16 protein-coding genes are annotated in these 23,469 nt (G+C 73.8%); 7 read left to right on the plus strand and 9 right to left on the minus strand.

What is annotated here, in order from left to right:
- The first annotated feature begins 82 nt into the window (after positions 1-82).
- The 3 genes from KUM40_RS32545 (at position 83) to KUM40_RS32555 (ending at position 3,412) form a co-directional block, all read left to right on the plus strand.
- Positions 83-559 (plus strand): single-stranded DNA-binding protein, encoded by a 477-nt coding sequence (locus KUM40_RS32545; protein WP_217169886.1) that lies wholly within the window; start codon positions 83-85, stop codon positions 557-559.
- 262 nt (positions 560-821) lie between these two features.
- On the plus strand, positions 822-2,228 hold the full coding sequence (locus KUM40_RS32550; protein ID WP_217169887.1) for a Cys-Gln thioester bond-forming surface protein: 1,407 nt from the start codon (positions 822-824) through the stop codon (positions 2,226-2,228).
- Between the two features lie 332 nt (positions 2,229-2,560).
- A complete protein-coding gene (locus KUM40_RS32555; RefSeq protein WP_217169888.1) occupies positions 2,561-3,412 on the plus strand; it encodes a hypothetical protein in 852 nt (283 codons plus the stop codon).
- Between the two features lie 74 nt (positions 3,413-3,486).
- Here the strand turns inward: KUM40_RS32555 and KUM40_RS32560 are convergent, their stop codons facing one another.
- A complete protein-coding gene (locus KUM40_RS32560) occupies positions 3,487-3,981 on the minus strand; it encodes an HAD domain-containing protein (protein WP_217169889.1) in 495 nt (164 codons plus the stop codon).
- Positions 3,982-4,116: 135 nt separating this feature from the next.
- Between KUM40_RS32560 and ettA the strand changes: the two genes are divergently transcribed.
- From ettA to KUM40_RS32575, 3 genes are read left to right on the plus strand one after another with little or no spacing between them, the layout of a single operon-like run.
- Positions 4,117-5,781, plus strand: coding sequence for an energy-dependent translational throttle protein EttA (ettA, locus tag KUM40_RS32565; protein WP_217169890.1), 1,665 nt, complete (start codon positions 4,117-4,119; stop codon positions 5,779-5,781).
- A 2-nt stretch (positions 5,782-5,783) separates the two neighbouring features.
- Positions 5,784-6,209 (plus strand): thioesterase family protein, encoded by a 426-nt coding sequence (locus KUM40_RS32570; RefSeq protein WP_217169891.1) that lies wholly within the window; start codon positions 5,784-5,786, stop codon positions 6,207-6,209.
- A complete protein-coding gene (locus KUM40_RS32575) occupies positions 6,206-6,910 on the plus strand; it encodes a hypothetical protein (protein ID WP_217169892.1) in 705 nt (234 codons plus the stop codon). Before KUM40_RS32570 ends, KUM40_RS32575 begins: the two co-directional genes overlap by 4 nt.
- 46 nt (positions 6,911-6,956) lie before the next feature.
- On the opposite strand, the gene KUM40_RS32580 is transcribed toward KUM40_RS32575, so the two are convergent.
- The 4 genes from KUM40_RS32580 to KUM40_RS32595 all read right to left on the minus strand — a co-directional run bounded on the left by KUM40_RS32580 (position 6,957) and on the right by KUM40_RS32595 (position 14,817).
- Complete coding sequence (locus tag KUM40_RS32580) at positions 6,957-7,916, minus strand: ABC transporter ATP-binding protein (RefSeq protein WP_217169893.1); 960 nt, start codon at positions 7,914-7,916, stop codon at positions 6,957-6,959.
- A 201-nt stretch (positions 7,917-8,117) separates the two neighbouring features.
- Positions 8,118-10,862 (minus strand): ABC transporter permease, encoded by a 2,745-nt coding sequence (locus KUM40_RS32585; RefSeq protein WP_217169894.1) that lies wholly within the window; start codon positions 10,860-10,862, stop codon positions 8,118-8,120.
- Positions 10,859-14,218, minus strand: coding sequence for an ABC transporter permease (locus KUM40_RS32590; protein ID WP_217169895.1), 3,360 nt, complete (start codon positions 14,216-14,218; stop codon positions 10,859-10,861). The genes KUM40_RS32585 and KUM40_RS32590 overlap by 4 nt, the downstream gene beginning before the upstream one ends.
- Positions 14,219-14,403: 185 nt before the next feature.
- The gene (locus KUM40_RS32595) at positions 14,404-14,817 is read right to left on the minus strand and encodes a globin (protein WP_217170062.1); all 414 of its coding nucleotides are present in this window, start codon (positions 14,815-14,817) and stop codon (positions 14,404-14,406) included.
- A gap of 90 nt (positions 14,818-14,907) precedes the next feature.
- Here KUM40_RS32595 and KUM40_RS32600 point away from each other — a divergent pair, with 90 nt between their 5' ends.
- On the plus strand, positions 14,908-15,882 hold the full coding sequence (locus KUM40_RS32600; protein WP_217169896.1) for a methyltransferase domain-containing protein: 975 nt from the start codon (positions 14,908-14,910) through the stop codon (positions 15,880-15,882).
- An 18-nt stretch (positions 15,883-15,900) separates the two neighbouring features.
- On the opposite strand, the gene KUM40_RS32605 is transcribed toward KUM40_RS32600, so the two are convergent.
- The 4 genes from KUM40_RS32605 to KUM40_RS32620 form a co-directional block, all read right to left on the minus strand.
- The gene (locus tag KUM40_RS32605) at positions 15,901-17,706 is read right to left on the minus strand and encodes an FHA domain-containing protein (RefSeq protein ID WP_217169897.1); all 1,806 of its coding nucleotides are present in this window, start codon (positions 17,704-17,706) and stop codon (positions 15,901-15,903) included.
- A 69-nt stretch (positions 17,707-17,775) separates the two neighbouring features.
- Entirely contained in the window at positions 17,776-19,122 is a 1,347-nt protein-coding gene (locus KUM40_RS32610; RefSeq protein ID WP_217169898.1) for a VWA domain-containing protein, read from the minus strand.
- Positions 19,123-19,236: 114 nt separating this feature from the next.
- Positions 19,237-20,673: a PP2C family serine/threonine-protein phosphatase gene (locus tag KUM40_RS32615; RefSeq protein ID WP_217169899.1), complete on the minus strand. Its 1,437-nt coding sequence runs from the start codon at positions 20,671-20,673 to the stop codon at positions 19,237-19,239.
- A 3-nt stretch (positions 20,674-20,676) separates the two neighbouring features.
- Positions 20,677-23,445, minus strand: coding sequence for a serine/threonine-protein kinase (locus tag KUM40_RS32620; protein ID WP_217169900.1), 2,769 nt, complete (start codon positions 23,443-23,445; stop codon positions 20,677-20,679).
- Positions 23,446-23,469: the final 24 nt, after the last annotated feature.

The following is a 23,469-nucleotide window of genomic DNA, read 5'->3' on the forward strand; positions in this document are numbered from 1 at the left end:
TTCTGGCTTCGCGGCGATCGCGACGGACGCGGTCGCCACGGCCGCCGTACGGGAGGGGCCCGTACGGGAGGGAGGATTCGCGATGAACGAGACGATGATCTGCGCCGTGGGCAACGTGGCAACCCAGCCGGTCTTCCGTGACCTGGCGAACGGACCGTCGGCGCGCTTCCGGCTCGCGGTCACCGCGCGGTACTGGGACCGTGAGAAGAGCGCCTGGACGGACGGCCACACCAACTTCTTCACGGTGTGGGCCAACCGGCAGCTCGCCACCAACGCCTCGGCGTCGCTGGCGGTGGGCGACCCCGTCGTCGTCCAGGGCCGGCTGAAGGTGCGCACCGATGTGCGCGACGGGCAGAGCCGGACCTCGGCCGACATCGACGCGGTGGCGATCGGCCACGACCTCGCGCGCGGCACAGCGGCGTTCCGGCGCACCGGCAGGGCGGAGACATCGGCCTCGCCACCGCAGCCGGAGCCCAACTGGGAGACCCCGGCCGCAGAGCCGGCCGGCCCGGCCGGCCCGGCCCCCGAACAGCGGCCGGAGCCCGTAGCGGTGGCATGAAACCGTGGGTCTGCCGGAACCGCCCGGAGTGCGGCTTATCGGCGCATGTGCCCGGACGAACGCGGGTGGATTTGTCGATAAGCCCTGCTCACAGTCCCTCTCGGCGATAACGATTCCGAGTCGGATCACCGTGCGGACGAATATCACCGGCAAGCGCGGTCCGTCACGTCCTTAGGATGCCGAACGAGCCCTGTGGGGCTGCTGATTCTGCTGGTGGGACCGTTCCCCCCACGCCAACGGGTCCTGCTTGAAGGGGAATTTGGTGTTTTCTTCGCTCGCTGCGCCGTCTCTGCCCGGCCGAGGGGTGGCGCGCCTCGCCGCCGCGGCGCTGGTGTCCGCGCTCGCCGTCGCCGGTGTGGTGAACGGTGCCGCTCCGGCCGCCGCCGCCCAGGACGGGCCCCGGGATCAGGGCGGGGCGACGGCCACCATAGGAGGCCTCAAGACGCACGGCACCGCCGTCATCCACGGGGACGACGGCGACCAGGAGGTGCCGGCCGGCCTGTTCGAGATGTCCGTCGAGGGCGGCGGCATGCTGCAGACGTACTGCGTCGACATCCAGAACCCGACGCAGAAGGACGCCAAGTACCAGGAGACGCCCTGGAGCGGGACGTCGCTGGGCACCAACAAGGACGCCGGACGCGTCCGCTGGATCCTGCAGAACAGCTACCCGCAGGTCAACGACCTCGCCGCGCTCGCGAGGCAGGCGGACGCCCGCGGGCTCACCGAAGAGGACGCGGCGGCAGGTACGCAGGTCGCCATCTGGCGCTACTCGGACGACACGGACGTCGAGGCCGTCGACCCGCAGGCCGAGCGGCTCGCCGACTACCTGGAGGAGCACGCCCGCACCCTCGCGGAGCCCGAGGCGTCCCTCACCCTGGACCCGCCCGCCGTCTCCGGCCACCCCGGTGAGCGGCTCGGCCCGGTGACCGTCCGCACCAACGCCGACGGCGCGACGGTGACACCCCCGGTGGCCGCCACCGCCGACGACGCGGTCCGCATCGTCGACAAGAAGGGCGAACTCGTCACCAAGGTCACCGACGGCACCCAGATCTTCTTCGACGTCCCCGAGGACGCGGAACCCGGCACCGCCGAGCTGTCCGTCCAGGCGTCCACCACCGTGCCGGTCGGCCGTGCCTTCGCCTCCGAGAGCCGCAGCCAGACCCAGATCCTGGCCGGCTCCAGCGAGTCCACGGTCGCCGCGACGGCGAGTGCCACCTGGGCCGCCGGCGGCGCGATACCCGCCCTGTCCGCCGAGGAGAACTGCGCCGAGGGCGCCCTGGACATCACCGCGCGCAACGAGGGCGACGCGCCCTTCACCTTCGAACTCCTGGACACCGAGTACACCATCGCGCCGGGCGAGACCCGCACCGTGCCGGTCCCGCTGCCGGAGGACCGCGCCTACGACTTCACCATCCGCGGCCCGGCCGGCTTCGAGCAGCGCTTCACCGGCGTCCTGGACTGCCGCACCCAGAGCGCCGCACTGGCCGACGCCACCCACCCCCTCAGCGAACCGGCCCCCAGCACGCCCGTCACCACCCCCTCCCAGGACACCGACCTCGCCGAAACCGGCAGCTCGAACGCGACCCCCCTCATCGGCGGCGCGGCCATAGGCCTGGTCGTGATCGGCGGCGCGGTCCTGCTGCTCCTGCGCAGAAAGCAGGAGGGCTGAAGGGGACGAGGAAGACGAGGAGGGACGAAGGTAACGAGGGGCGTTGCGCAGCCTGCATCTTCCCGTCGGGACAGCGGGACAGCGGGACAGGGGGGCAGTAGCGGTACGAGAGAACATCTGCAAGGAGCGGCAAGGTGCGTGGAAGAGACCGTACGGAAGCGTCCGCGACGAGGCAGCGCTCGACGGCGCCACGGACCGGGACCGTCGGCCCGTTGGTGGCCCCGAACGCGTTGACGGCACTCGGCGCCGGACCCCGGCCGGGGCAGGTTCCCTCGACCACGGCCATGGCCGAGGCGGGTCGCGCGGTACAGAGGACCGCGGGGAACGCCGCGATGGCCAAGATGCTTCGCCGTGACGGCGGCGCTCGGCACGTCCAGCGCATGCCGCAGGGCGGGCAGACCACCGTGCATGGACGGGGCGGCCCGCTGGACGCCCTGGACAGCAGAGGCAATTACTACAAATTCGATCACCGCGATGTGCGGGCCAAGGCGTTGCGCAACGACGCGGGGGAGATCATCGGGATCTCTTTCCCGACCCAGGCAGGCGACACCGAGAAGGTCACCGCGTGGGCCAAGGCGCCGAACCGGACGTCGGACGTGGAGGTGTACACCGTCACTCTCAGCGGTGACGTCCGCAGGCCCACCATGTCGGTCGGGGCGGCCAGTCCCGCGCCGTGGAGCAGTCGCCCCATCTATGTCCATGCTCACGCCAGCAACGAATTCTTCAACATCCCCGTGGAGACGGGAAACGGCGTCAAGGCGCTGAAGGTCGACGGCGCCACCTTCGGTGAGATCTTGCGAAACCACCCGGGATTCCGGGAGGCGTCCCGCAACACCCCGGGCCGGGACGGGCTGCTGATGTCCTGCGCCTCCGGCCATCCGAACGCCACCGCCGCCGCGGAGATGGCACAGCACATGCACAGCAAGGGATCGACCCGGACCTGGCACGCGCCCACCGGCAACGGCGTGCGGATGCATCCCCAGGGCTCGAACACCTCCGCCTACGGCGCGACACAGTCCTGGGACTTCCAGGGCAACGCGATCCCCGGGGGCTTCGTCAGCTTCCCTCCGCCCCCGACGACGGCGCAGGGCCCCCAGTCGTCCGGCGCACCGTTCGCGCAGGCACCCGGCGACGACCAGTACGCCTCCTCGCAGTACGCGCACGGCTACGGCTATCACCCCTAGCGACCAGGACCGGACCGAACCGGACCGAACCGGCCCCGACCGTCCCCGACCGGACCGGCCGGGGACGGTGATGCTCATCTCGGCGTGACGGCATCGAGCCATCCGGCGAGGGCGCGGAAGTCGGCGTCTTCGAGGCCCTTGGCCGGGTCGACCCGATGAAGCAGTGACGGCCCGGGGTGGCCGGCGGCAACCCAGAGACGGTCCATGGCACTGATCTCGTCGTCGACCCAGACGAAGGGGCGGCCGTTGGCCCACTCGACCAGGGGGCGGGTCTTCCAGTGCAGGCCACGTGGGCCTTCCTCGGCGCTGGGGTCCGGCCGGTCCAGCACGGGCAGCCTCGGTAGGCCGACGCGTGGGGCGACGACCTCGTTCGCCTCTTCCCACCACGTCGTCGCCCACACGATGTCGCAGCCCAACGCCATGAGCCGCGCCCCGATCCCGGGGTCGAGTCGGGTCAGCAGTGGATTTCCACGATCGGCAGGTGCAGCGGCGCCGGCCGGTGATCCGAACGGGATCAGCGGGCCGTCGACGTCGAGGAAGAGGAAGGGGCGCTCTGTGGCGCTGGTCATGGCGGCACCCTAGCCCAGTGGTGAGAAACGCCTGGTCAGAGGCGTCGTGCCGAACGCGTTTCCTCACAGGGGTGGCGGTGCGGCAAGATGGGGTGTATCTGCCCACTGCCTGATCAAGCTGCCGGACGGTTTCTCTTGGCTGAGTACATTTACACCATGCGCAAGGCGCGCAAGGCGCACGGCGACAAGGTGATCCTTGATGACGTCACCCTGAGCTTCCTGCCCGGCGCGAAGATCGGTGTGGTCGGACCGAACGGCGCCGGCAAGTCGACCGTTCTGAAGATCATGGCGGGGCTTGAGCAGCCCTCGAACGGGGATGCCTTCCTGGCCCCCGGTTACACGGTCGGCATCCTGTTGCAGGAGCCCCCGCTGAGCGAGGAGAAGAACGTCCTGGAGAACGTCCAGGAGGGTGTCTCCGAGGTCAAGGGCAAGCTCGACCGGTTCAACGAGATCGCCGAGCAGATGGCGACCGACTACTCGGACGCGCTGCTGGACGAGATGGGCAAGCTCCAGGAGGAGCTCGACCACGCCAACGCCTGGGACCTCGACGCCCAGCTCGAGCAGGCCATGGACGCGCTGGGCTGCCCGCCCGGCGACTGGCCCGTCGCCAACCTCTCCGGTGGCGAGAAGCGCCGCGTGGCGCTGTGCAAGCTGCTGCTCGAGGCGCCCGACCTGCTGCTGCTCGACGAGCCCACCAACCACCTCGACGCCGAGTCGGTGAACTGGCTGGAGCAGCACCTCGCCAAGTACGAGGGCACCGTCGTGGCCGTGACCCACGACCGGTACTTCCTGGACAATGTCGCCGGGTGGATCTGCGAGGTCGACCGCGGCCGGCTGCACGGCTACGAGGGCAACTACTCCAAGTACCTGGAGACCAAGCAGACCCGTCTCAAGGTCGAGGGCCAGAAGGACGCCAAGCGGGCGAAGCGGCTCAAGGACGAGCTCGACTGGGTGCGCTCCAACGCCAAGGGGCGCCAGGCCAAGTCCAAGGCCCGCCTCGCGCGGTACGAGGAGATGGCCGCCGAGGCCGACAAGATGCGGAAGCTGGACTTCGAGGAGATCCAGATCCCGCCGGGCCCGCGCCTGGGCAGCGTCGTCGTCGAGGTGAACAACCTCAGCAAGGCCTTCGGGGAGAAGGTCCTCATCGACGACCTCTCCTTCACGCTGCCGCGCAACGGGATCGTCGGGGTTATCGGGCCCAACGGTGCCGGCAAGACGACGCTCTTCAAGATGATCCAGGGCTTCGAGGAGCCGGACTCCGGCAGCATCAAGGTCGGCGAAACCGTCAAGATCTCCTACGTCGACCAGAGCCGCGAGAACATCGACGCCAAGAAGTCGCTGTGGGCGGTCGTCTCCGACGAGATGGACTACATCAACGTCGGCCAGGTCGAGATGCCCTCGCGGGCGTACGTCTCCGCCTTCGGGTTCAAGGGGCCGGACCAGCAGAAGGCGGCCGGCGTGCTCTCCGGCGGTGAGCGCAACCGGCTGAACCTCGCGCTCACCCTCAAGCAGGGCGGCAACCTGCTGCTCCTCGACGAGCCGACCAACGACCTCGACGTCGAGACCCTCTCCAGCCTCGAGAACGCGCTTCTCGAGTTCCCCGGGTGCGCCGTGGTCGTCTCCCACGACCGGTGGTTCCTCGACCGGGTCGCCACCCACATCCTCGCCTACGAGGGTGACTCCAAGTGGTTCTGGTTCGAGGGCAACTTCGACTCGTACGAGAAGAACAAGGTCGAGCGGCTCGGCGCCGACGCCGCCCGCCCGCACCGCGCCACCTACAAGAAGCTGACCCGGGGCTGATCTTGCGGCACATCTACCGCTGCCCACTGCGCTGGGCGGACATGGACGCGTACGGCCACGTCAACAACGTGGTCTTCCTCCGCTATCTGGAGGAGGCCCGTATCGACTTCCTGTTCCGCCCGGAGAAGGACTTCAAGCAGGGGTCCGTGGTGGCACGCCATGAGATCGACTACAAGCGGCAGCTCGTCCACCGGCACCACCCGGTCGACGTCGAGCTGTGGGTCACGGAGATCAGGGCCGCCTCCTTCACGCTCACCTACGAGGTCAAGGACGGCGACGAGATCTACGTCCGCGCCTCCACGGTGATCGTGCCGTTCGACTTCGAGGGGCAGCGGCCCCGGCGGCTCACCGCCGAGGAACGGGAGTTCCTCCAGGAGTACACGGACGCCAAGGACTCGGACGCCAAGGAGGAGGCCGTCGCCGCATGACGGTGCTCCATCTGGCCGACGAGGGGGAGGCCGCGGATCTCGCGGCCTTCCTCTCCCGCCTGCTCCACTACGACCGTTCGGCCGCGGTGCGCCTCCAGGCGGCCGGCACGGCCCTCGCCGTCTTCGGACGGCCGCCCTCCTTCGAGGTGCTGGCCGTGCGCGCGGCACGGCTCGCCAAGCCGTACGAGAACGGGCTCGACGCCACGCTGGACGTCACCGTGTCCGCCGGGGAACTGCTGGAGACCGTGGACGAGCCGGCGGCCACCGCCGGCGTGCCGGCCGCGGTCACCGGGCCGCCGTGGGCCGGGGTGCTGCCGCCGCGCGGCGGGTGGCGGGCCGAGCCGGGGCTGCCCGCGCCGGACGCCCTGCGGGCGCTGGTCTCCGCCGCGGTCGCCGAGTTCCGTACCCGTACGGGGGAGCTGGCGCCCGAGGCCCGTACCCGCGCCGAACTGGACCGGGTCGGGCGGGAGATATGGTCCCGGACGGTCGGGGACACCGGGCTGCCGGTGCGGGCCGTGCACGCGGCCCAGTCGCTCGGGTTCCTGCGGCCGCCCGGAGCGGACGGCTCCCGCGAGGACGGCTCCCGCGAGGACGGGCCGAAGCTGTTCTCCTCCGGCTCGTGGCTGCGGCTGCGCACGCCCTACGGGTCCGTCGCCCTGCGGCGGGCGGGCACCGGAGCCCTGGGCATCAGCGTCCGCTGAGCCCCGGCGTGCCCGCCACTCCCTGCGCTCAGTGCGCTCAGTGCGCTCAGTCGTGGGTGTCGCTGTCGTCCGGGCGTACGGCGATGTGGTCGCTCTCCAGTTCCAGGGCGACGCGGTCGCGCATACCGAGGGCCGCGGTGTAGTCGGCGGGCAACTGGAGCCGTCCGGCGCGGTCGAGCATGGCGTACTCGCGGGCGACCACCGTCTCGTGGCCGGTCTCGGCGTCCACCTCGCTGCGGCGCAGCACCTCCGTGGAGGTGCGGCCGTCGCGGATGGCGACCGTGCGGCGGACCTCGCCGGCCACCGCCTGGTCGTGGGTGACGATGACGATGGTGGTGCCCAGGCGCTCGTTCGCGGTGCGGAAGGCGGCGAAGATCTGTTCCGCGGTGTGGGAGTCCAGCTCGCCCGTCGGCTCGTCGGCCAGCAGGACCGACGGGGCTCCGGCGAGGGCCACGGCGATGGCGACCCGCTGCTGCTGCCCGCCGGAAAGCTGCTGCGGGCGACGGTCGCGGCAGTCGGCGAGGTCCATCAGCTCCAGGAGCTCCAGCGCGCGTTCGGTGCGCGCCGCCCGGCGTCCGCCGGTGCCGGCCAACTGCATGGGCAGGGCCACGTTCTGCGCGGCCGTCAGGTAGGGCATGAGGTTCCGGGACGTCTGCTGCCACACGAAGCCGACCACCGTGCGGCGGTAGGCCAGGCGGTCCTTCGCCGTCATCGCGAGCAGATCGCGCCCCGCGACCCGGGCCGCCCCCGCGGTCGGCGTGTCCAGGCCGGCCAGGATGTTCATCAGCGTGGACTTGCCGCTGCCCGAGGCGCCGACCAGCGCCATCAGCTCACCCTCACGGACCAGCAGGTCGAGTCCCTGCAGGGCCTGCACCTCCACCCCGTCCGCGCTGAAGATCCGGACCAGGCGGTCGCAGGTGATCAGGGCGTCGTGGCCGTAGGCGGGCCGTTCCCGGGACGCGGTGGCGCGGTCGGCCAGGTCGGCGAGGGTGGGGTTGGTCGTCATCGGGGTCTCCTCCATGTCGCCGTCTGCGGTCTGTCTCCGCCTGCGGTTCCCGCCGTGTCTCCGCCGCCGGTCGCCTCCGTGTCTCCGCCTGCGGTTTCCGCGGTGTCTCCGCCGCCGGTTTCCTCCATGTCGCCGCCTGCGGTTCCCGCCCTGTCCCGTCCGCCGGAGTGGCTTCGCGCGGCCGGGTTCCGTCGTCGTCGTTCATCGCGCGTCGCCCGCCCGGAGTTCCGTCACCGCCCCGCGTCTGCCCGACCACCACGCCTGGAGCGCCGCCACTCCCACCGTGAGCACCAGCACCGCCGCCGCCGGGACGGCCAGCGACCACGGGTCGGTGTGCAGTTCGGCGCGTCCCACCGGGGACGCCGTCGACAGGGCGAGGGTCGTCAGGTCGATGCCGGGGGAGAGGAGCCGGACGGTCGCCCAGCCGGTCAGGATGCCGCCCAGCGCCGCGGGCAGGGCCTGGGGGAGGGACTCCAGGACGAGCAGGCGGCGGCCCTGGGCGCGGGTGAGGCCCATGGTGCGCAGCCGGGCCAGGAGTGCGGCGCGTTCGGGCGCGGTGCTCGCGAGGGACAGCAGCAGGGCCAGGGCGGCGTAGCCGGCGGCGGCGGCCACGGCGGCCGTGTAGATGTGCTCGGCGCCGGACTGCAGCGGCGAGTCCACGTACTCGGCGCGCTCCGCGGACCGCAACTGGACGGTGCCCGCGCCGTCCGCGGCCCGGCGCAGCGCGCCCGCGTTCAGGTCGTCGCCGGTCAGCAGCAGCACGTTCGGCCGCGCGACCTCGGCGGTCAGCCCGGCCCGGTCCACGACGAGGAAGTCGTCCCCGGGCACGGCCGGGGTGTGGTCGCGGACCAGCACGATCCGCACGGTGGCGATGCTGCCGTCGGCCAGGCGCAGCGGGAACGCCCCGCTGCCGAACCGTTCGGCGGCCGCGGGGGAGGCCAGCGCCGGCAGTACGGCGTCCTCGGAGCCGCCCTCGGCGCCGTCCGGCCGTGTCAGCTCCCCCGCGGGGAACGCACCGAGGCCCGTCCGCCGCGCCAGCTCCGCGTAGGCACCGGGGTCCACGCCCGCCAGGGGCAGCGACTGGCGGCCGTCCAGCGTCTTGGCGTCCAGCGTCTTGGCCTCGTAGTCGATGCCGACCTCGGTCACCTCCCGCACCCCGGACGCCTTGCCGAGCCGGTCGGGCAGGCCGGAGGGCAGCGCGTCGGTCGCCTCCACCCGGGCGTCGGCGCCGACGGTGAGCAGCGCCGCCCGGTCGCGGGCGTCGGCCACGCCGCTCAGGACCGAGCCGCCGAACGCCGCCACGGTGAACGCGGTCAGCAGCGCGAGCAGGGGCAGCACGGCGGAGGCGGAGGTACGGCCGGCCCGGGCCAGCGCGAGATGGCCGACGGCGCCGCGCAGCCGCCGGGCCGGCCGGGCCAGCCCGCGCAGCGGCAGCGGATACAGGCGCACCAGCACCAGCGCGGCGATCACCCCGACCAGTACCGGCGCCACCGCCACCAGATCGCCGGCGCCCTCCGTCGCCCCGCGCCGGCGCAGCAGATCCACCGCGCCGACGGCCAGGACCACGACCGTCAGTTCGGCGACCGTACGGCGCCGGGAGGCACGCGCCGACGCCACGTCGCGCCGGCCGTCGTGGATCCGTACGAAGCGGTGCGCGGCGGCGGCCCGCAGCGGCAGCGCGAGGCAGGCGACGGCGGTGACCGCGGCGGCCGCCCAGAGCGCGGGGAGCAGTCGGGCGCCGGGCAGCGCGAGCAGCGCCACGCCTAGCCCGAGCGCGCCCGCGGGCACGGCCAAGACCGCCGTCTCGGCCAGCAGTCTCCCCGCCAGGCCCCGCACGGAGGCGCCGCGGGCCCGCAGCAGGGCCAGTTCGGCGCGGCGCCGGTCGGTGGCCAGGCCGCCCGCCATCAGCAGGACGACGGCGGCGACCGTGCCCGCGCCCGACGCGGCGACGACGACCAGCGGACCGACGTCGCCGCGGAGTTGCCCGTACGCGGTGAAGACGTCGTCGAGACCGGTCGTGACCTCCGTCAGGGGGCCGATCGTCGAGTGCAGCCGCTCCAGGCCGGGACCGGACTCCAGGGAGGCCACGGCGGAGGCGAGTGCGTCGAGGTCGCGGCCGTGCACCGAGTCCGGGTCGGGGGCCAGGTGCCAGTAGCGGCCCACGGGGGCCGTGCCGAGCAGCGCGGGGCCCGCCTCGGGGGCGAGCAGCAGGCCGCCGACCCAGTAGGTGGGGCTGGGGGTGCCGGGCGGTGCCGGCTGGTGCCGCAGGGAGGGGGTGCGCAGCACGGAGTCGACGGACCAGTAGGCGCTGTCGGGCCGCTCGGGCTTGACGATGCCGGTGACGTGGACGGTGAGGTCGCGCTGGGCCGGCACGTGGACGACCGAGCCCACCTCGATGTGCAGCTTGCGGGCCGTCTCCTCGGTCACCGCGGCCTCCACCTCGGCGGTGGAGACGCTCGCCCGCCCGCCGGCGACCTCGGGCAGCCGGCCGGAACGCAGCCGGATGTGGTCGGTGAGACCCTGCTGGGCCGCGAGGACCATCTCCGCGGGCACTCCGTCGGGCCGGGGCAGCCACTTCTCCGGCGAGGGCAGGCTTTCGTTCACGCGGACGCCGTACGACGACTGCTTCTCGTCGATGACGAGGGGGCGTTCGACGATGCCGAGAACGGACCGGTAGCCGCGTGCGAGGCTCTTGGGCCGGACGCTGTCCTCGGCGTCCGCCACGCTTCCCCCGAGGGCCGGAGCGGCGTCCACCAGCACGCTGCCCTCGTCGGCCGCGGCCCGGTCGACGGACTGGCGCAGACCGGCGTCCGTGTACCGGTCCAGCGCCCGGGGGAACGCGGCGGCCAGGCACGCGGTCAGCGCCACCAGTACCGTCAGCGCGAGGGCTGCGCCGGGGGCGGCGCGCAGCCGGGTGCGTACCCAGGGGGCGGTCACGGGGTTCACCGTCCGGCACCTCCGTGCTCCTTGAGGGTCACCGTCGTGTCCGTGCGGCGCAGTGCCAGCGCCGCCGTGACCAGCAGCGGGACGACGGCCATGCCGGTCACCAGCAGCGCGATCCGGTCGCCCGGCAGGGTCACGTGCACGTCCGGCACGGGCCGGGTGGCCTGCGGGGTCAGCACGGTCAGCGGGATCACCGCCCGGGTCAGCACCACGCCAAGGGCCGCGCCGGTCGCCAGCGCCAGGGCGGTCAGCACCCCCTGTTCGACGGCGACCGTGCGGGCCAGCCGGCGGCGCGAGGCGCCCAGGGCGCGCAGTACGGAGAACTCGGTGCCCCGCTCGCGCAGCGACCCGGCCGCGCTCACCGCGAAGCCGACCGCCGCCAGCGCCGCCGCCACCAGGGTCGCCGCGGCGAACGCCGCCCCGGGACCGGCGCCGAACGGGTCGTCACGCAGCCGCTCGGCGACCTCGTCGCGCACCAGGACCTGGGCCGGTGCCGTGTCCGGGAACGCCCGCAGGCCCTTCGCCGCCTCGCCGGTCTTCCCCGGCCCGGCCCGCAGCCACCACTCGGTGGGCGTGAGGGCGGTGCCGTACTTGTCCTGCAGCACCCGGTTCACCGCCCGCAGATCCACCAGCAGCGCCCCGCCGAACCGCGCCGGGGCGGTCTCGGGCGCGGTGCCCGGCAGCTCGCGCACCGAGCGCACGATCCGTACCGGCACGTCGTGGCCGCCGATCAGCACCGTGACGCGCTGCCCGGTGCGGGCGCCCGCGGAGTCGAGGAAACGGTCGTCGGCGACGGCGGTCACCTCGGCCGGCTTCGGCTGCGCGACCCGCAGCCGCACGGTCAGTGTGGTGATCTGTGGGTTGAACGAGATGCCCGTGTAGTACTCGACGGCGAGCGGACCGGAATCCGGCACGCGCGGCGTGGACGGGGCACCGCCCGTGCCCGGTGTGACCGACGCCGGTGACAGTTCCGACCCGGCCGTCCAGGCGTCGGGCAGCGGCACCGGCCGTACGGTCCCGTCGGCGGCCTCGGCCGTCACCCGCCGTACGGTCAGGCGGTGTTCCTCGCCCTCGCCCGTGGGCTGGACCACCGTGAACTCGACGCCGGTCAGGGTGAACGGTCCGCCGGAGACGTCCATGGCGAGGGTGTGCTCCCGGCCGTCGGCGGCCAGCGAACCGGCCTCCAGGCGGTACGGGGTCCCCCAGCGGTCCTCGACGGTGACCGTCACGTCCGCCGACCGGGAGTCGGCGGAGGACGGGCCGGAGGTCGGATCGGAGGCCGCGTCAGAGGTGGAGTCGGAGGTGGAGTCGGCGTCCGGGACGGTCAGGGTCGCCGTCAGCGCGAGGCGGGCCGTGTCCGCCGGGATCTTCGCGCCCTTCGCCGGCCGCTCGGGCGCCATCTCGGCCAGCAGCCCGCGGGGCGACTCGTCGGCCAGGTCCGGCCGCAGCAGCATCATGTCCGCCGCGTGCGAGGTGTCCAGCGCGAGCACGGTCGCCGTCCGGTCGCCGGACAGCGAGACCTCGGACCGGGCCGCGGGAGCGACCTCCGCCACGCCGGTGACGTCCGCGATCCGGTCGGTGCGGTCCGGGTCGGCCGTGCCGGAGGCCTGTACGCGTATCGGCGCTCCCGTGCGGAAGTCGGCCTGGTCGTCCTGCGAACGGGACCACGAGGCGCCCTGCCCGATCGCCATCGTGCCGAGCGCCACGGCGAGCACCAGCAGCAGCACGGGACCCGCCCCGCGCATCGGACGCCGGCTCAGTTGCCAGCCGGCCAGCGCCGCGGCCAGCCCACGCCCGCTCGCCGCCCTGCGCTCCGCGAGCCGCGCCACCAGCGGCAGCAGCCGCAGCGCCAGCACCGTCCCGGCCAGCAGCGCCAGCGTGGGCGTCACCACGAACAGCGGATCGATTCCCAGGGTGCCCGCGTCCCGGGCCTCGCCCGTGCCGTCGGCGGAGGTCTGCTGGTCGAGCTGCCAGTAGGCGATGCCGGCGAGCACCAGCAGGCCCACGTCGGCGCCGGCGCGCAGCCAGCCCGGCAGCGCCCGGGACCGGCTGCGGGCCTCCGGCGCGAGGGTCAGCGCCGGGAGCGTCACGGCGAGGGTGCACCCGAGGGCCGCGACCGCCGCCACCAGCCACACCGTGCCGCTTCCGAGGGCCGTCGGCTCCCAGCCGAGCCCGATCCGGGACAGCGCCCCCTGCCCGGCCAGCAGCCGGATCAGCGGTCCGGAGAGCAGCGGCGCGCAGATCAGCGCGGGCACCGCCAGCAGCAGCGCCTCCAGCGCGGACCCCGCCGCGAGCCGGGCCCGGGAGGCGCCGCGGGCCCGCAGCAGCCGCAGCTCACCCGCGCGCTCCACGCTCAGCAGCCGCGCCACAAGCAGCAGCGCGCCGCCCGCGAGCAGGACGAGCTGGAGCGCGATGACGAGGAGAGTGGAACGGGAGACGACCAGCGAGCGGTCGAGACGGTCGAGGATCGTGGGCAGTTCCGTCGTCGCCGCGGTGGTGCCGCTGAGTACCGGCTGCTTGCGCAGCCACGCCATGCCGTCGCGCGCCGCCGCCCGCAGGGCGTCCGTCCGCCCGGTCGTCAGCGACGAGTAGTCGGCCGTGACCAGCCACCCGGAGGAGCCCGCGCTGACCCGGCCGCCGCTCAGCGCGCCGGGCGGGGCGAGCAGCGGCCCGTACGTCGTGAAGCCGCCCTCCTTGACGCCGCGCCCGGCCAGGTCGTCGAGGCCCCAGTACGGTGACCCGGTGTCGACCGGCCGGTACAGGCCGCTCACCACGACGGGGACGGCCGGGCCGTCGAGCCGGTCGGTGAGGGTGAGCCGGTCGCCCGGACGGACGCCGATACGCTCGGCGGCGGCCACGGGCACCGCCACCTCGACGGTCCCACCGCCGTCGCCGTCCCCGCTCCCGTTCCCGTTCCCGTTCCCGGGCATCCGGCCCTCGTCGATCCGGACCTGCGTCGGGTCGAGCGCCGCGAAGAACGTCAGATCGGGGTTGTCGGACCGCTCGGTCGGGGGCCGCAGGGAGTCGGGCAGCGCGTACGGGCCCGAGCGCACCAGGGTCCGTACCGTGCGCGGCAGCCCGTCGAAGGTCCTCGCGGCGCCCTCGCGCACGGTGGCGTCGGCGGCCGCCCGCTGCTTCGCCGGTACGTCCGCCTTCACCATCAGCGCGGCGTCGGCCCCGGTGCGCGAGTCGGCGAGGGCGTGCCGCAGGGCCGCGTCGCCGACGGCACCCGAGTAGGCGGTCAGGGTGGCCAGCACCGTCGTCGTCAGCAGTACGGTGAGCAGGGCGGCGGCGAGCAGCAGGCGGTGCGCCCGCGCACGCAGCAGCACGAACCCCACGAGCCCCCCGTACCCCGCCACCCGGCCCCCGTCCCTGCCCCTGTTGTCCAGACCTCTCCCGGATGTTGTCAGAGGAGGAGGTACGGAAGTAAGCGCCTGGGACTTGGACTTGACCGGATCGTGACCGGATTCCGGCGTCGGATGACCGGAATGCGCCCGTCACCGGGTCCGTCACAGAGGCCGGGGGAGCGGGAGCGTCGCGGAGGTCAGTCCGGGGTGTTGATCATCGAGGCCGCCGCGTACGTCAGGTACTTCCACAGCGTCTGCTCGTGCTCCTCGGACAGGCCCAGCTCGTCGAGCGCGACCCGCATGTGCTTCAGCCAGGCGTCGTGCGCGGCCCGGTCGACGGCGAAGGGGGCGTGCCGCATCCGCAGCCGCGGGTGGCCGCGGTTGTCGCTGTACGTCGTCGGGCCGCCCCAGTACTGCATCAGGAACAGCGTGAAACGCTCCTCGGCCGGACCGAGGTCGTCCTCGGGGTACATCGGCCGCAGAATCGGATCCTCGGCGACACCCTGGTAAAAACGGTGGACGAGCCGGCGGAAGGTCTCCTCCCCGCCGACCTGCTCGTAGAAGGTCTGCTCCTGAAGCGTGCCGCGCCGAATCTCGTTCACGCCCTCCATGGTCTCAGACACGGGGACATAGGACTCAAGACCTAGGACCGCCGAAACCGCACCCCTCCCCGGAACCGGCCGGGCCCGTACTCTGGAGGCATGGGCGGGTACGAGGACCTGGACAGCCTCGCCGCCTCCGCCCGGGCGGAGCTGGTGCGGGAGATCGAGCTGAGCGGCGCCTGGAGTGCCGACCCGGTGTGGCGGGAGGCGTTCCGCGAGGTCCCGCGCCACCTCTTCGTGCCGTACTACTACGTCGGCGTCCGGGGCGGCTACGAACGCCGCTGGGGCGAGCACCCCGACCGGGACGTCCGTGAGCACTGGATACGCGGCGCGTACACCGACGCCCCGCTGGCGACCCGGATGCGCGACGGCGAACTGCTCTCCTCCAGCAGCCAGCCCTCGCTGATGGCGATGATGCTGGTGGAGCTGGACGTGCGGGACGGCGACCGGATCCTGGAGATCGGCGCGGGCACCGGCTACAACGCCGCCCTGCTCGCCCACCGGCTCGGCGACGACGACCTGGTCACCACCGTCGACCTGGACGCCGAGATCACCGAATCGGCCCGCCGGCACCTGGCCACCGCCGGGTACCACCCGGCCGTCGTCACGGGGGACGGCGCCCGCGGCGTTCCCGAACGCTCTCCCTACGACCGGATCCTCGCCACCTGCACACTGTCCTCGGTGCCGCGCGCCTGGCTGGCCCAGTGCCGCCCCGGCGGCCGGATCCTGACGCCGCTCGCCACCGGCCTCGTCGTCCTCACCGTCCGCGACGCCTGGCACGCCGAGGGGCGCTTCCTGCGCACGCCCGCGTACTTCGTGCCGCTGCGCGGCGCGAACCGCTCCGAGCCCCAGACGCCGGGCCTGGGCGGAGTGCCGCGCCGGGCCCGGGACGACGACCTGTTCCGCTTCCTGCTGGCGCTGAGCCGGGGCAGCCTCGACCCGCAGGAGGCCTACGCGCTGTGGGACCGCGAGGACGCCCCGCGCCGCGAGCGCTACGGCATCACCGTCAGCGGCGAACGGGCCTGGGCGTGGCTGGACGACCCCGAGGGCCCGTATGCCTGGCCGTTCACCTGACGCGGAGGGCCTGCCGCGCTATCCCCGGCGGATCGTGATCGTCGTCCAGGCGCCGACGTGCACCCGGTCGCCGTCCTGGAGCGGCACCGGCACGAAGGGCTGGATCGGCTCCTCGCCGCCGTTGACCGTCGTGCCGTTCGTCGAGTTCTGGTCGACGACCGCCCAACTGCCGTCCGGCTGCTGCACCAGCACCGCGTGCTGGTGCGAGACGCCCGGGTCCTCCGGCGGCACGGCCAGATCGATGTCCGGGGTGTCGCCGGTGGAGTGCCGGCGGCGGCCGATGGTGAACTGGTTGCCGGTGAGCGTGCGCTGCTGCTCGGGCGAGTACGCGGGCAGGTTCAGGCCCGCGGCCTCGGGGCCGGAGCGATGCATCATCGCCATGAAGTAGTCGCGGTCCGGGCCGATCGTCACTGACCAGGTCGTCGGCTGCTGCGGTTGCTGAGGCTGCTGCGGGAAGCCCTGGCCGGGCGGGGCCTGGGTGGCGCCGGGCTGCGGGTAGCCGTAGCCACCGCCCTGTGCCGGACCCGGGCCGTGCGGGCCACCGGGGCCTGCCGGGCTTCCCTGTCCTCCCGGACCCCCCTGCCCTCCCGGTCCGGTGGACGACGGGGGCGAGAGCACCCAGTCGTCCTCACCGCCGCCGAAGGACGGGCCGCCCTGCTGCGGCCGGTTGGTCTCCTGCGGGAAGGCGGGCGGGGCCGGCGGGCCGGACTGGTACCCCTGCGGGGCACCGCCGGGGCCGCCCCCGGGCGCGGGCGGAACGGGCCCGGGCGGCGGCGGAACCGGACGCGACGGGTCGCCGCCGAAACCGGGCGGGGCCGGCGGACCGGAGGGACCGTTCGGACCGCCGGGCGGTCTGCCGGGGCCCCCCGGACCACTGGGGCCACCGGGACCGTGGGGACCGCCTTGCCCTCCGGGGCCACCCGGACCCTGGGGGCCGCCCTGCTCACCGGGGCCGCCGAAACCACCGGGGCCGACCGGGCCGCCCTGTCCACCGAAACCACCGGGGCCGCCAGGGCCGCCCTGGCCACCTGGACCACTGGGACCACCGGGACCGTGGGGTCCGCCCTGCTCACCGGGGCCGCCGAAACCATCGGGGCCGCCCTGCCCACCGAAACCACCAGGACCACCGGGGCCGCCCTGGCCACCTGGACCACTGGGGCCACTGGGGCCGACGGGACCGCCCTGCCCACCAGGACCGCCGGGGCCGTTCGGGCCGCCGGGACCGCCGGGGCCGTAAGGGCCAGAAGGACCGTTGGGGCCGCCAGGGCCACCCGCCGGACCACCGGGACCGCCCAACGGCCCGCCTGGGCCGCCCGCAGGCCCGCCCGGGCCGCCTGGTCCACCGGGACCGCCCGGACCACCGTGACCCGAGGGGTCGGCGCCGAAGGGCGGGCCACCCGGGGGGATCGGCTCGGCGGGACGGTTCATCTGGGACGGGCGGGAGCCCTGGTAGTCGTACGAGTCACCGCCGCCGTACGACGGGCCCGCCGGCGGCTGCTGGAAGTGCGGTGCCGCACCGCCGGGCCCCTGCGGGCGCGGGGCGGCCGGGGTGTACGAGGTGGCGGTGTTGGTCAGGAAGTTCCACCGGCACTCCTCGCAGAACGGCGCACCGCCCTCACGCGGCGTGCGGCACTGCGGGCAGAGCTGCGGCTCGGCGCCCGGACCACCTGGGCCACCGGGACCGCCGCCGGGGGGCGGGAAGCCGTAGCCGCCGCCGGGAGGCGGTGGCGGCGGAGGGGGCGGCACGGCACCGGCCATGCGGTGACCGCAGACCTCGCACCAGTCGTCGGAACCCGACTGGTGTCCGTTCGGGCAGGTCGGCATGTCGGAGCTTCCCTCTCTTGCGGGCTTGTCGCGCTGTTGTCCTGCGTCTTGTCCTGCGTCTGTCCTGCGTTACTTCTTCACACGAACAGTCTTTGTCGACCGGGTCTCGAGAGTCATCTCGTCGGCCTCCTCGACCTTCGCTTTCAGTCGCACAGTACCTGCCGCCGCGTCCACCACGTCCACCACCTTCGCGAGCAGTTTCGCCGTATCCGCGTTTCCGGAGACCCCGGCGAGTTGAACCGCACGGCCCAGTTTGGCCGTTGCTCCGTCGATGTCTCCCGCTTTGCGAAGATCCAGCCCCTGTTGGATGGCTTGTGCCAGTTCGGCCTGCCCCGTGTAGTGGGCGACTTGCGGGTTGATCGACGTGGAGGCGGCCATGTCGTCCGTCCACACGGCCCGTACGAGACCCTGCGCGCCCAGGTTCTGGACGGACCCGTCGGGCTCCGGGATGACCAGGGAGACGCGGGCGGCCAGCATCTCCTGGCCCAGGTCGGCGACCGGTACCTCCACGCAGACGTGGTAGTCACGGGATTCGTCGCCCCAGGAACCGATGGGGTAGTCCCCGGCCCGCGGTCCCGCCTCGGTGCGCCGGTCGGACAGCTCCTCGACCGTCGGGGCGACCTGCTTGACGAACTTCACCATGGTGCCGACCGGGGTCCACAGGCGCAGCGCGACGTCCGAGACCTCCTTGCCCATGGCCGTCTCCATCATCTGCGTGAAGTCGGCGGCCAGGCCCGCCGGATCGGCGACGATGTCGGCGGTGCCGAGCAACGCCGAGGCGATCCCTGTGACTTCTTTCACTTCCCAGTCGGTGCCCACGCCACGGGCGTCGCAGGTGAAGCGCCCGGCGCAGGCGTCGAGCGCCGCCCTCAGGTCCTCCGGCGACTCGTGCTCGTTGCGGCCGTCGGTGAGCAGGATGCCGTGCCGGATGGCGACGTCCGCGGTGGACAGCAGCCGGTCGGCCAGCCGCAGCCAGGTGCCGATGGCGGTGCCGCCGCCCGCGCTGAGCCTGCGCAGCGCCTGCTTGGCCTGTTCTCTGGTGGTGGCGTCGGCGACCGCGAGCCGGCCCCCGCCCGGGTAGACCTCCTTGGCCACGTGGGTGCCGCCGACCACGGCGAAGTGCACGCCGTCGCGCAGGGTGTCGATCGCGGCGGCCGTGGCGTCGCGGGCGTTGCGCATCTTGGTCGGCGGGTAGTCCATCGAGCCCGAACAGTCGACCATCAACGCCACGGCGGCGGACGGGCCCTGGCCCGGCGAGTACAGGTGGGGCGCGGCGACCGCGCTCCCGATCGTGCCGCCGCCGGTCGCGGTGACCGTCACGATGGCGTTGACCTCACGGCCGCCCTCGGGCAGGTACTCGTTCTGGTAGACGTCCACCGCGAATTGCGGCACGTTCGACTTCGAGAAATTGGCCATGCCGGATCGCATCCCCCTCTACGTCCCCCCAGTGGTGGGGGCCTTGGCTTGCTGCTGCGGACCGCCCCCTGCGGTCCGCGAGGCCGCCCCTCCACCCGTACCCGTGCGGGGGCCTCAGGCCGATCCTGCCCCCTGGGGCGGGGTCGGGAACGGCAGGAGAGCCACTGTTACGTTGTCGTGGCCCCCGCCGTCCAGGGCGTGACCGACCAGAACGCGGGCGCTGTGCAGCGGGCGGGCGGCGGCGTCCAGGGGCATGGCCTCGGCCATCTCGTCGGCGGACTCCGCGTAGTTCCACAGGCCGTCCGTGCAGACCACGACCACACCGGGGCGGTCCGGCTTGAACGACGCGGTGTGCGGCTCGAGTTCGTAGGCGTCGGCGCCCAGCCAGCCGGTGATCGCGTGGGCGCGCTCGTCGGCGTAGGCCTCGGCCTCGTTCATCAGTCCCGCGGCGACCATCTGCGCGGCCCACGAGTCGTCCTCGGTGAGCCGGGCGGGCGGGGTGGCGCGGTCGACCGGCACCCAGTAGACGCGGCTGTCGCCGACCCAGCCGACGACCAGCAGTCCGGCGGTGACCACGGCGCCGACCAGGGTGCAGGCGGGCGCGTTCTGGTGCGGGGCCTGCTCGCGGGCGGTGGCGGGCTCGTCGGCCAGCGCATTGACGGCCTGCGAGGCGGCGAGGATCGCGTCGTGCATGGCCTGCTGCGGATGCGTGCCGCGCGGCAGGGCGGTCAGCAGCAGCTCGCCGGCCGCCCGGGACGCGGCGAGGGAGGCGTCGTCGGGGCGGGTCGCGGAGGACACGCCGTCGCAGACGATCGCCACGCTCGCGGGGGCGCCGTCGGGCAGCGCGGTGCAGCCGACGGAGAACGCGTCCTCGTTGCGGTGGTGGCGCAGCCCGCGGTCGCTGACCGCGGCGATCGGTCCCGACTCCTGCTCCATGTGGTCGCGTTCGCGGGGCTGGGCGTGCCCGCAGTTCTCGCAGTAGCCGTCGTCGTCGACCCGGCCCGCACGGCAGGCCACGCAGACCTTCTCACCGGCGGCCGGTGTGGCGGGCGCCGTCGGCTCGGCGGTCAGCCGCGGGTCGGGCGCCTGCAGGGGGTACTCGTCGGGCTCGCCCGGACGGTCGAACCGCACGCCGGGCGCCGGTGACCCCGGTGCGGCAGCCGGAACCGAAGGCGGCGCCGCGGGCGGCGGCGGGGCGGACGCCGGTGGGGCGGACGGCGGGTGCGGAGGCAGCGGTGAGCCGCCCGAGTCGGTGCCCGGCAGTTCGGCCGCCGCGTGCACCGGGGCGGGGTGGCCGTGGCCGTCCGAATCCCGGGCCACGGGCCAGTCCACACCGTCCGGCACGCGCTCCTCGGGTGCGCCCTCCTCGGGCGCGGGCTCCTGGGCGGCGCCCATCGCGCCGTTGATGGCGATGGTGGGGCTGTCCTCGGGCCGCGCGGGCACGACGGACAGGTCGTAACCGCACGCACCGCAGTAACGGTCACCCGACTCGAGGGGTTCCTCGCAGCTCGGGCACTTCCGCACAGCGGCCTGCTGGGGCATCTGCGACATCAACTACACCCACGTCCGGGGGCGGTAACGATTGGCACGTTCCACCAGGTCGATCCTCTCCTCGCCGCCCCGCGCCAGCCGGGCCAGCGTGCGGTACGAACGCTCCAGGCCGAAACGCAGGCCGCGTTCGTCCAGGCCGCTGCCGAGCAGCGTCCGTCCCCCGGCGGCGGAAGGGACGGAACCCCGACCTCCGGAGAGTACCCAGTCCAGCGCGCAACCGAGGACCTCGGCCGACAGTTGCTCGCGCCGCGCCGGATCCAGACCGTACACGTCCAGCGCCTCGACCTGCCGCGCGGCGGCGATCAGATCGTCCAGGAACGCCAGGTCGCCCGCGGCCGCGGTGCGCTGCCGCAGCCGCGCCCGTACGGTCGCCACGCGCGCGCCGGTGCAGTGGATGGACGACTCGGGCACCGACTCCAGCGTCCGTACGGCACCGCCCCGGTCGCCGCCCGCGAGCTGGACCCGGGCCAGCCCGAACGCCGCGCTGACATGGCTCGGGTCGGAGGCCCACACCAGCCGGTAGTACTCGGCGGCGTTGTCGAGCTGGCCCAGCACCTCCGCGCACAGGGCGAGCGCCAGCTTGGGCGCGATCTCGCCGGGGAAGGCGTCGTAGATCGCGTCGAAGGCCAGCGCGGCGTCGTCGTGGGCGCCGGTCACCAGGGCGGCGAGACCGCGGTACCAGACCACCCGCCAGTCGTCGGGGCGCTCGTCCTCCAGCGTCTCCAGGGCCTCCAGCGCCCCGGACGCGTCGCCGTTCTCCAGCCGGGCCCGGGTCTGCCGCAGCCGCGTCTCGGTCGACGGCGCCGGCGCTGCGGCCAGCGCGGTCAGCAGCTCGGCGGGCGCGGACGCCATGAGGCCGGCCAGGAAACCCGCGTTGGGGTCGCCGGCGTCGACCCGGGGGACCGGCAGCGCGAGGGCGGCGGTCGGCGCGTCGGCCGACTTGACCAGGCCGGAGACCCCACCGCCGACACCACCCACACCACCCACACCACCTGCGCCGTCGGTACCGCCGATACCGCCGACGGAACTCACGGCACCGGCCAGCGAGGCGCTCGCCCCCGCCACCGCACCCGCGCCGCCCACCGGACCGGCACCCGTTCCCGTACCGCCGCCCGCACCCGCGCCCGCGCCCGTGGCGCCGCCAGGTCCGGCGACCGCGACGGTCCCGCCCGGCGCCCCCACGGCAGGGCCCGTCCCGCCCGGCAGGGCCGGACCCGCGCCCGCGCCGCCCGGCGGCGACACCGCGCCGGTGCCGCGCCGCCTCGTACGCGCCGCCCGGGCCCCGAGCCGCGACACCTCGCCGTCCAGCCGCGGGAACAACTCCGTGTCCGTCACCCGCACCTCGGGCCCGAACAGCGTGGACACGGCGGGCCGGGCGCGGCCCGTCTGGAGCGAGACGACCTCGCGCAGCACACCCGTAAGCTGCTCCGCCATCTCCTGCGCGGAGGCGAATCTGCGGGCCGGATCGGGGTCGGTGGCCCGCACCAGCAGCCGGTAGTACGACTCGTAGTGCCGGAAGACATCGATGCTGTCGGGGTCCGGCAGCGAGTCGGCGTAGACGGTGGTGTAGCCCTGGAAGTCGAACGACAGCACGGCGAGGGTGCGCCCGACGGTGTACAGGTCGGACGCCACCGACGGGCCGACGTCGGCGACCTCCGGGGCCTGGTAGCCCACCGTGCCGTAGATGGCCGACTCGTCGTCGTCCATGCGGCGGACCGCGCCCATGTCGATCAGCTTGAGCTGGTCCTCGGTCTGGATGGCGTTGTCGACCTTGAAATCGCAGTACAGCACCTTGCGGCTGTGCAGATGACCGAGCGCCTCCAGCGCCTCGATGCCGTACGCGCAGGCCTGTTCGACCGGCAGCGGGTCGCGCCGGCCCGCCGGGGAGCGGCGGGCGTTGGCGATCTCCTTGAGCGACTTGCCGCCGACGTACTCCATCACTATGTAGCCGTCGAGGGAGCCGGTGCGCTGGTCGAGATGCTCGACGAAGTTGTAGATCCGCACGATGTTGGCGTGCTCGATCTCGGCGAGGAAGCGCCGCTCGGAGATCGCCGCCGCCATCGCGTCCTGGTCGCCGGTGTCCAGCAGGCCCTTGAGGACCACCCAGCGGTCGGAGACCGCCTTGTCGACGGCGAGGTAGACCCAGCCGAGCCCCCCGTGCGCGAGACAGCCCACCACCTCGTACTGGCCGTGCACGACATCCCCGGCGTTCAGCTTGGGCACGAACGAGTACGGGTGGCCGCACTTGGTGCAGAAGCCCTCCGTGCGGCCCGGCTGCTCCCCGCGGGCCCGCCCGACCGGTGCCCCGCAGTCCGAACGCGAGCAGAACCGCTTGCGCTCGGGCACCTCGGGGTGGTCCATGACCATCGCGCGCGGGTCGGGCCGCGGGACCGCGGGAACCTCGACGAGGCCGACGCCGAGGCGCCCGCGCGTGGTGGAACCGGCGCCCGAACCGGAGCTGCGCACCGACACCGAACGCCCCGTGGACCGGCCCGAGACCGATCGCGAGAGCCGCCCCGACACCGAGCGCCGCGACTTCGACGACTGCGACGACGTACGCGAACTGCGGCCGCCGGAGCGTGAACTCCCGCTGCCCGACGACCCGCGTGAGCCCCCGCCGCCGGTGACGCCGGTCGGCGTCGAGCCGATCATGCCGCCCGCGGCGACGACCGGCGCGAGACCGCACGTGTCGCAGTACAGCTCGCCGCCGCCCATGTCCTCGTAGGCCCCGCCGCAGCCGGGACGCTGACACGTCCGCCCTGCCTCACTCATGACGCTGCCTCCCCCTTGTCACGC

Source organism: Streptomyces sp. AC512_CC834 (assembly GCF_019049325.1).
Classification (GTDB): domain Bacteria; phylum Actinomycetota; class Actinomycetes; order Streptomycetales; family Streptomycetaceae; genus Streptomyces.

Excerpts from the sequence above, each read along its gene's own strand:
- KUM40_RS32620 (WP_217169900.1), bottom strand. The coding sequence starts at position 23,445 with ATGAGTGAGGCAGGGCGGACGTGTCAGCGTCCCGGCTGCGGCGGGGCC.
- KUM40_RS32610 (WP_217169898.1), bottom strand. The coding sequence starts at position 19,122 with ATGGCCAATTTCTCGAAGTCGAACGTGCCGCAATTCGCGGTGGACGTC.
- KUM40_RS32605 (WP_217169897.1), bottom strand. The coding sequence starts at position 17,706 with ATGCCGACCTGCCCGAACGGACACCAGTCGGGTTCCGACGACTGGTGC.
- KUM40_RS32545 (WP_217169886.1), top strand. The coding sequence starts at position 83 with ATGAACGAGACGATGATCTGCGCCGTGGGCAACGTGGCAACCCAGCCG.
- KUM40_RS32560 (WP_217169889.1), bottom strand. The coding sequence starts at position 3,981 with ATGACCAGCGCCACAGAGCGCCCCTTCCTCTTCCTCGACGTCGACGGC.
- KUM40_RS32580 (WP_217169893.1), bottom strand. The coding sequence starts at position 7,916 with ATGACGACCAACCCCACCCTCGCCGACCTGGCCGACCGCGCCACCGCG.
- KUM40_RS32555 (WP_217169888.1), top strand. The coding sequence starts at position 2,561 with ATGGCCAAGATGCTTCGCCGTGACGGCGGCGCTCGGCACGTCCAGCGC.
- KUM40_RS32600 (WP_217169896.1), top strand. The coding sequence starts at position 14,908 with ATGGGCGGGTACGAGGACCTGGACAGCCTCGCCGCCTCCGCCCGGGCG.
- KUM40_RS32595 (WP_217170062.1), bottom strand. The coding sequence starts at position 14,817 with ATGGAGGGCGTGAACGAGATTCGGCGCGGCACGCTTCAGGAGCAGACC.
- KUM40_RS32615 (WP_217169899.1), bottom strand. The coding sequence starts at position 20,673 with ATGTCGCAGATGCCCCAGCAGGCCGCTGTGCGGAAGTGCCCGAGCTGC.
- KUM40_RS32575 (WP_217169892.1), top strand. The coding sequence starts at position 6,206 with ATGACGGTGCTCCATCTGGCCGACGAGGGGGAGGCCGCGGATCTCGCG.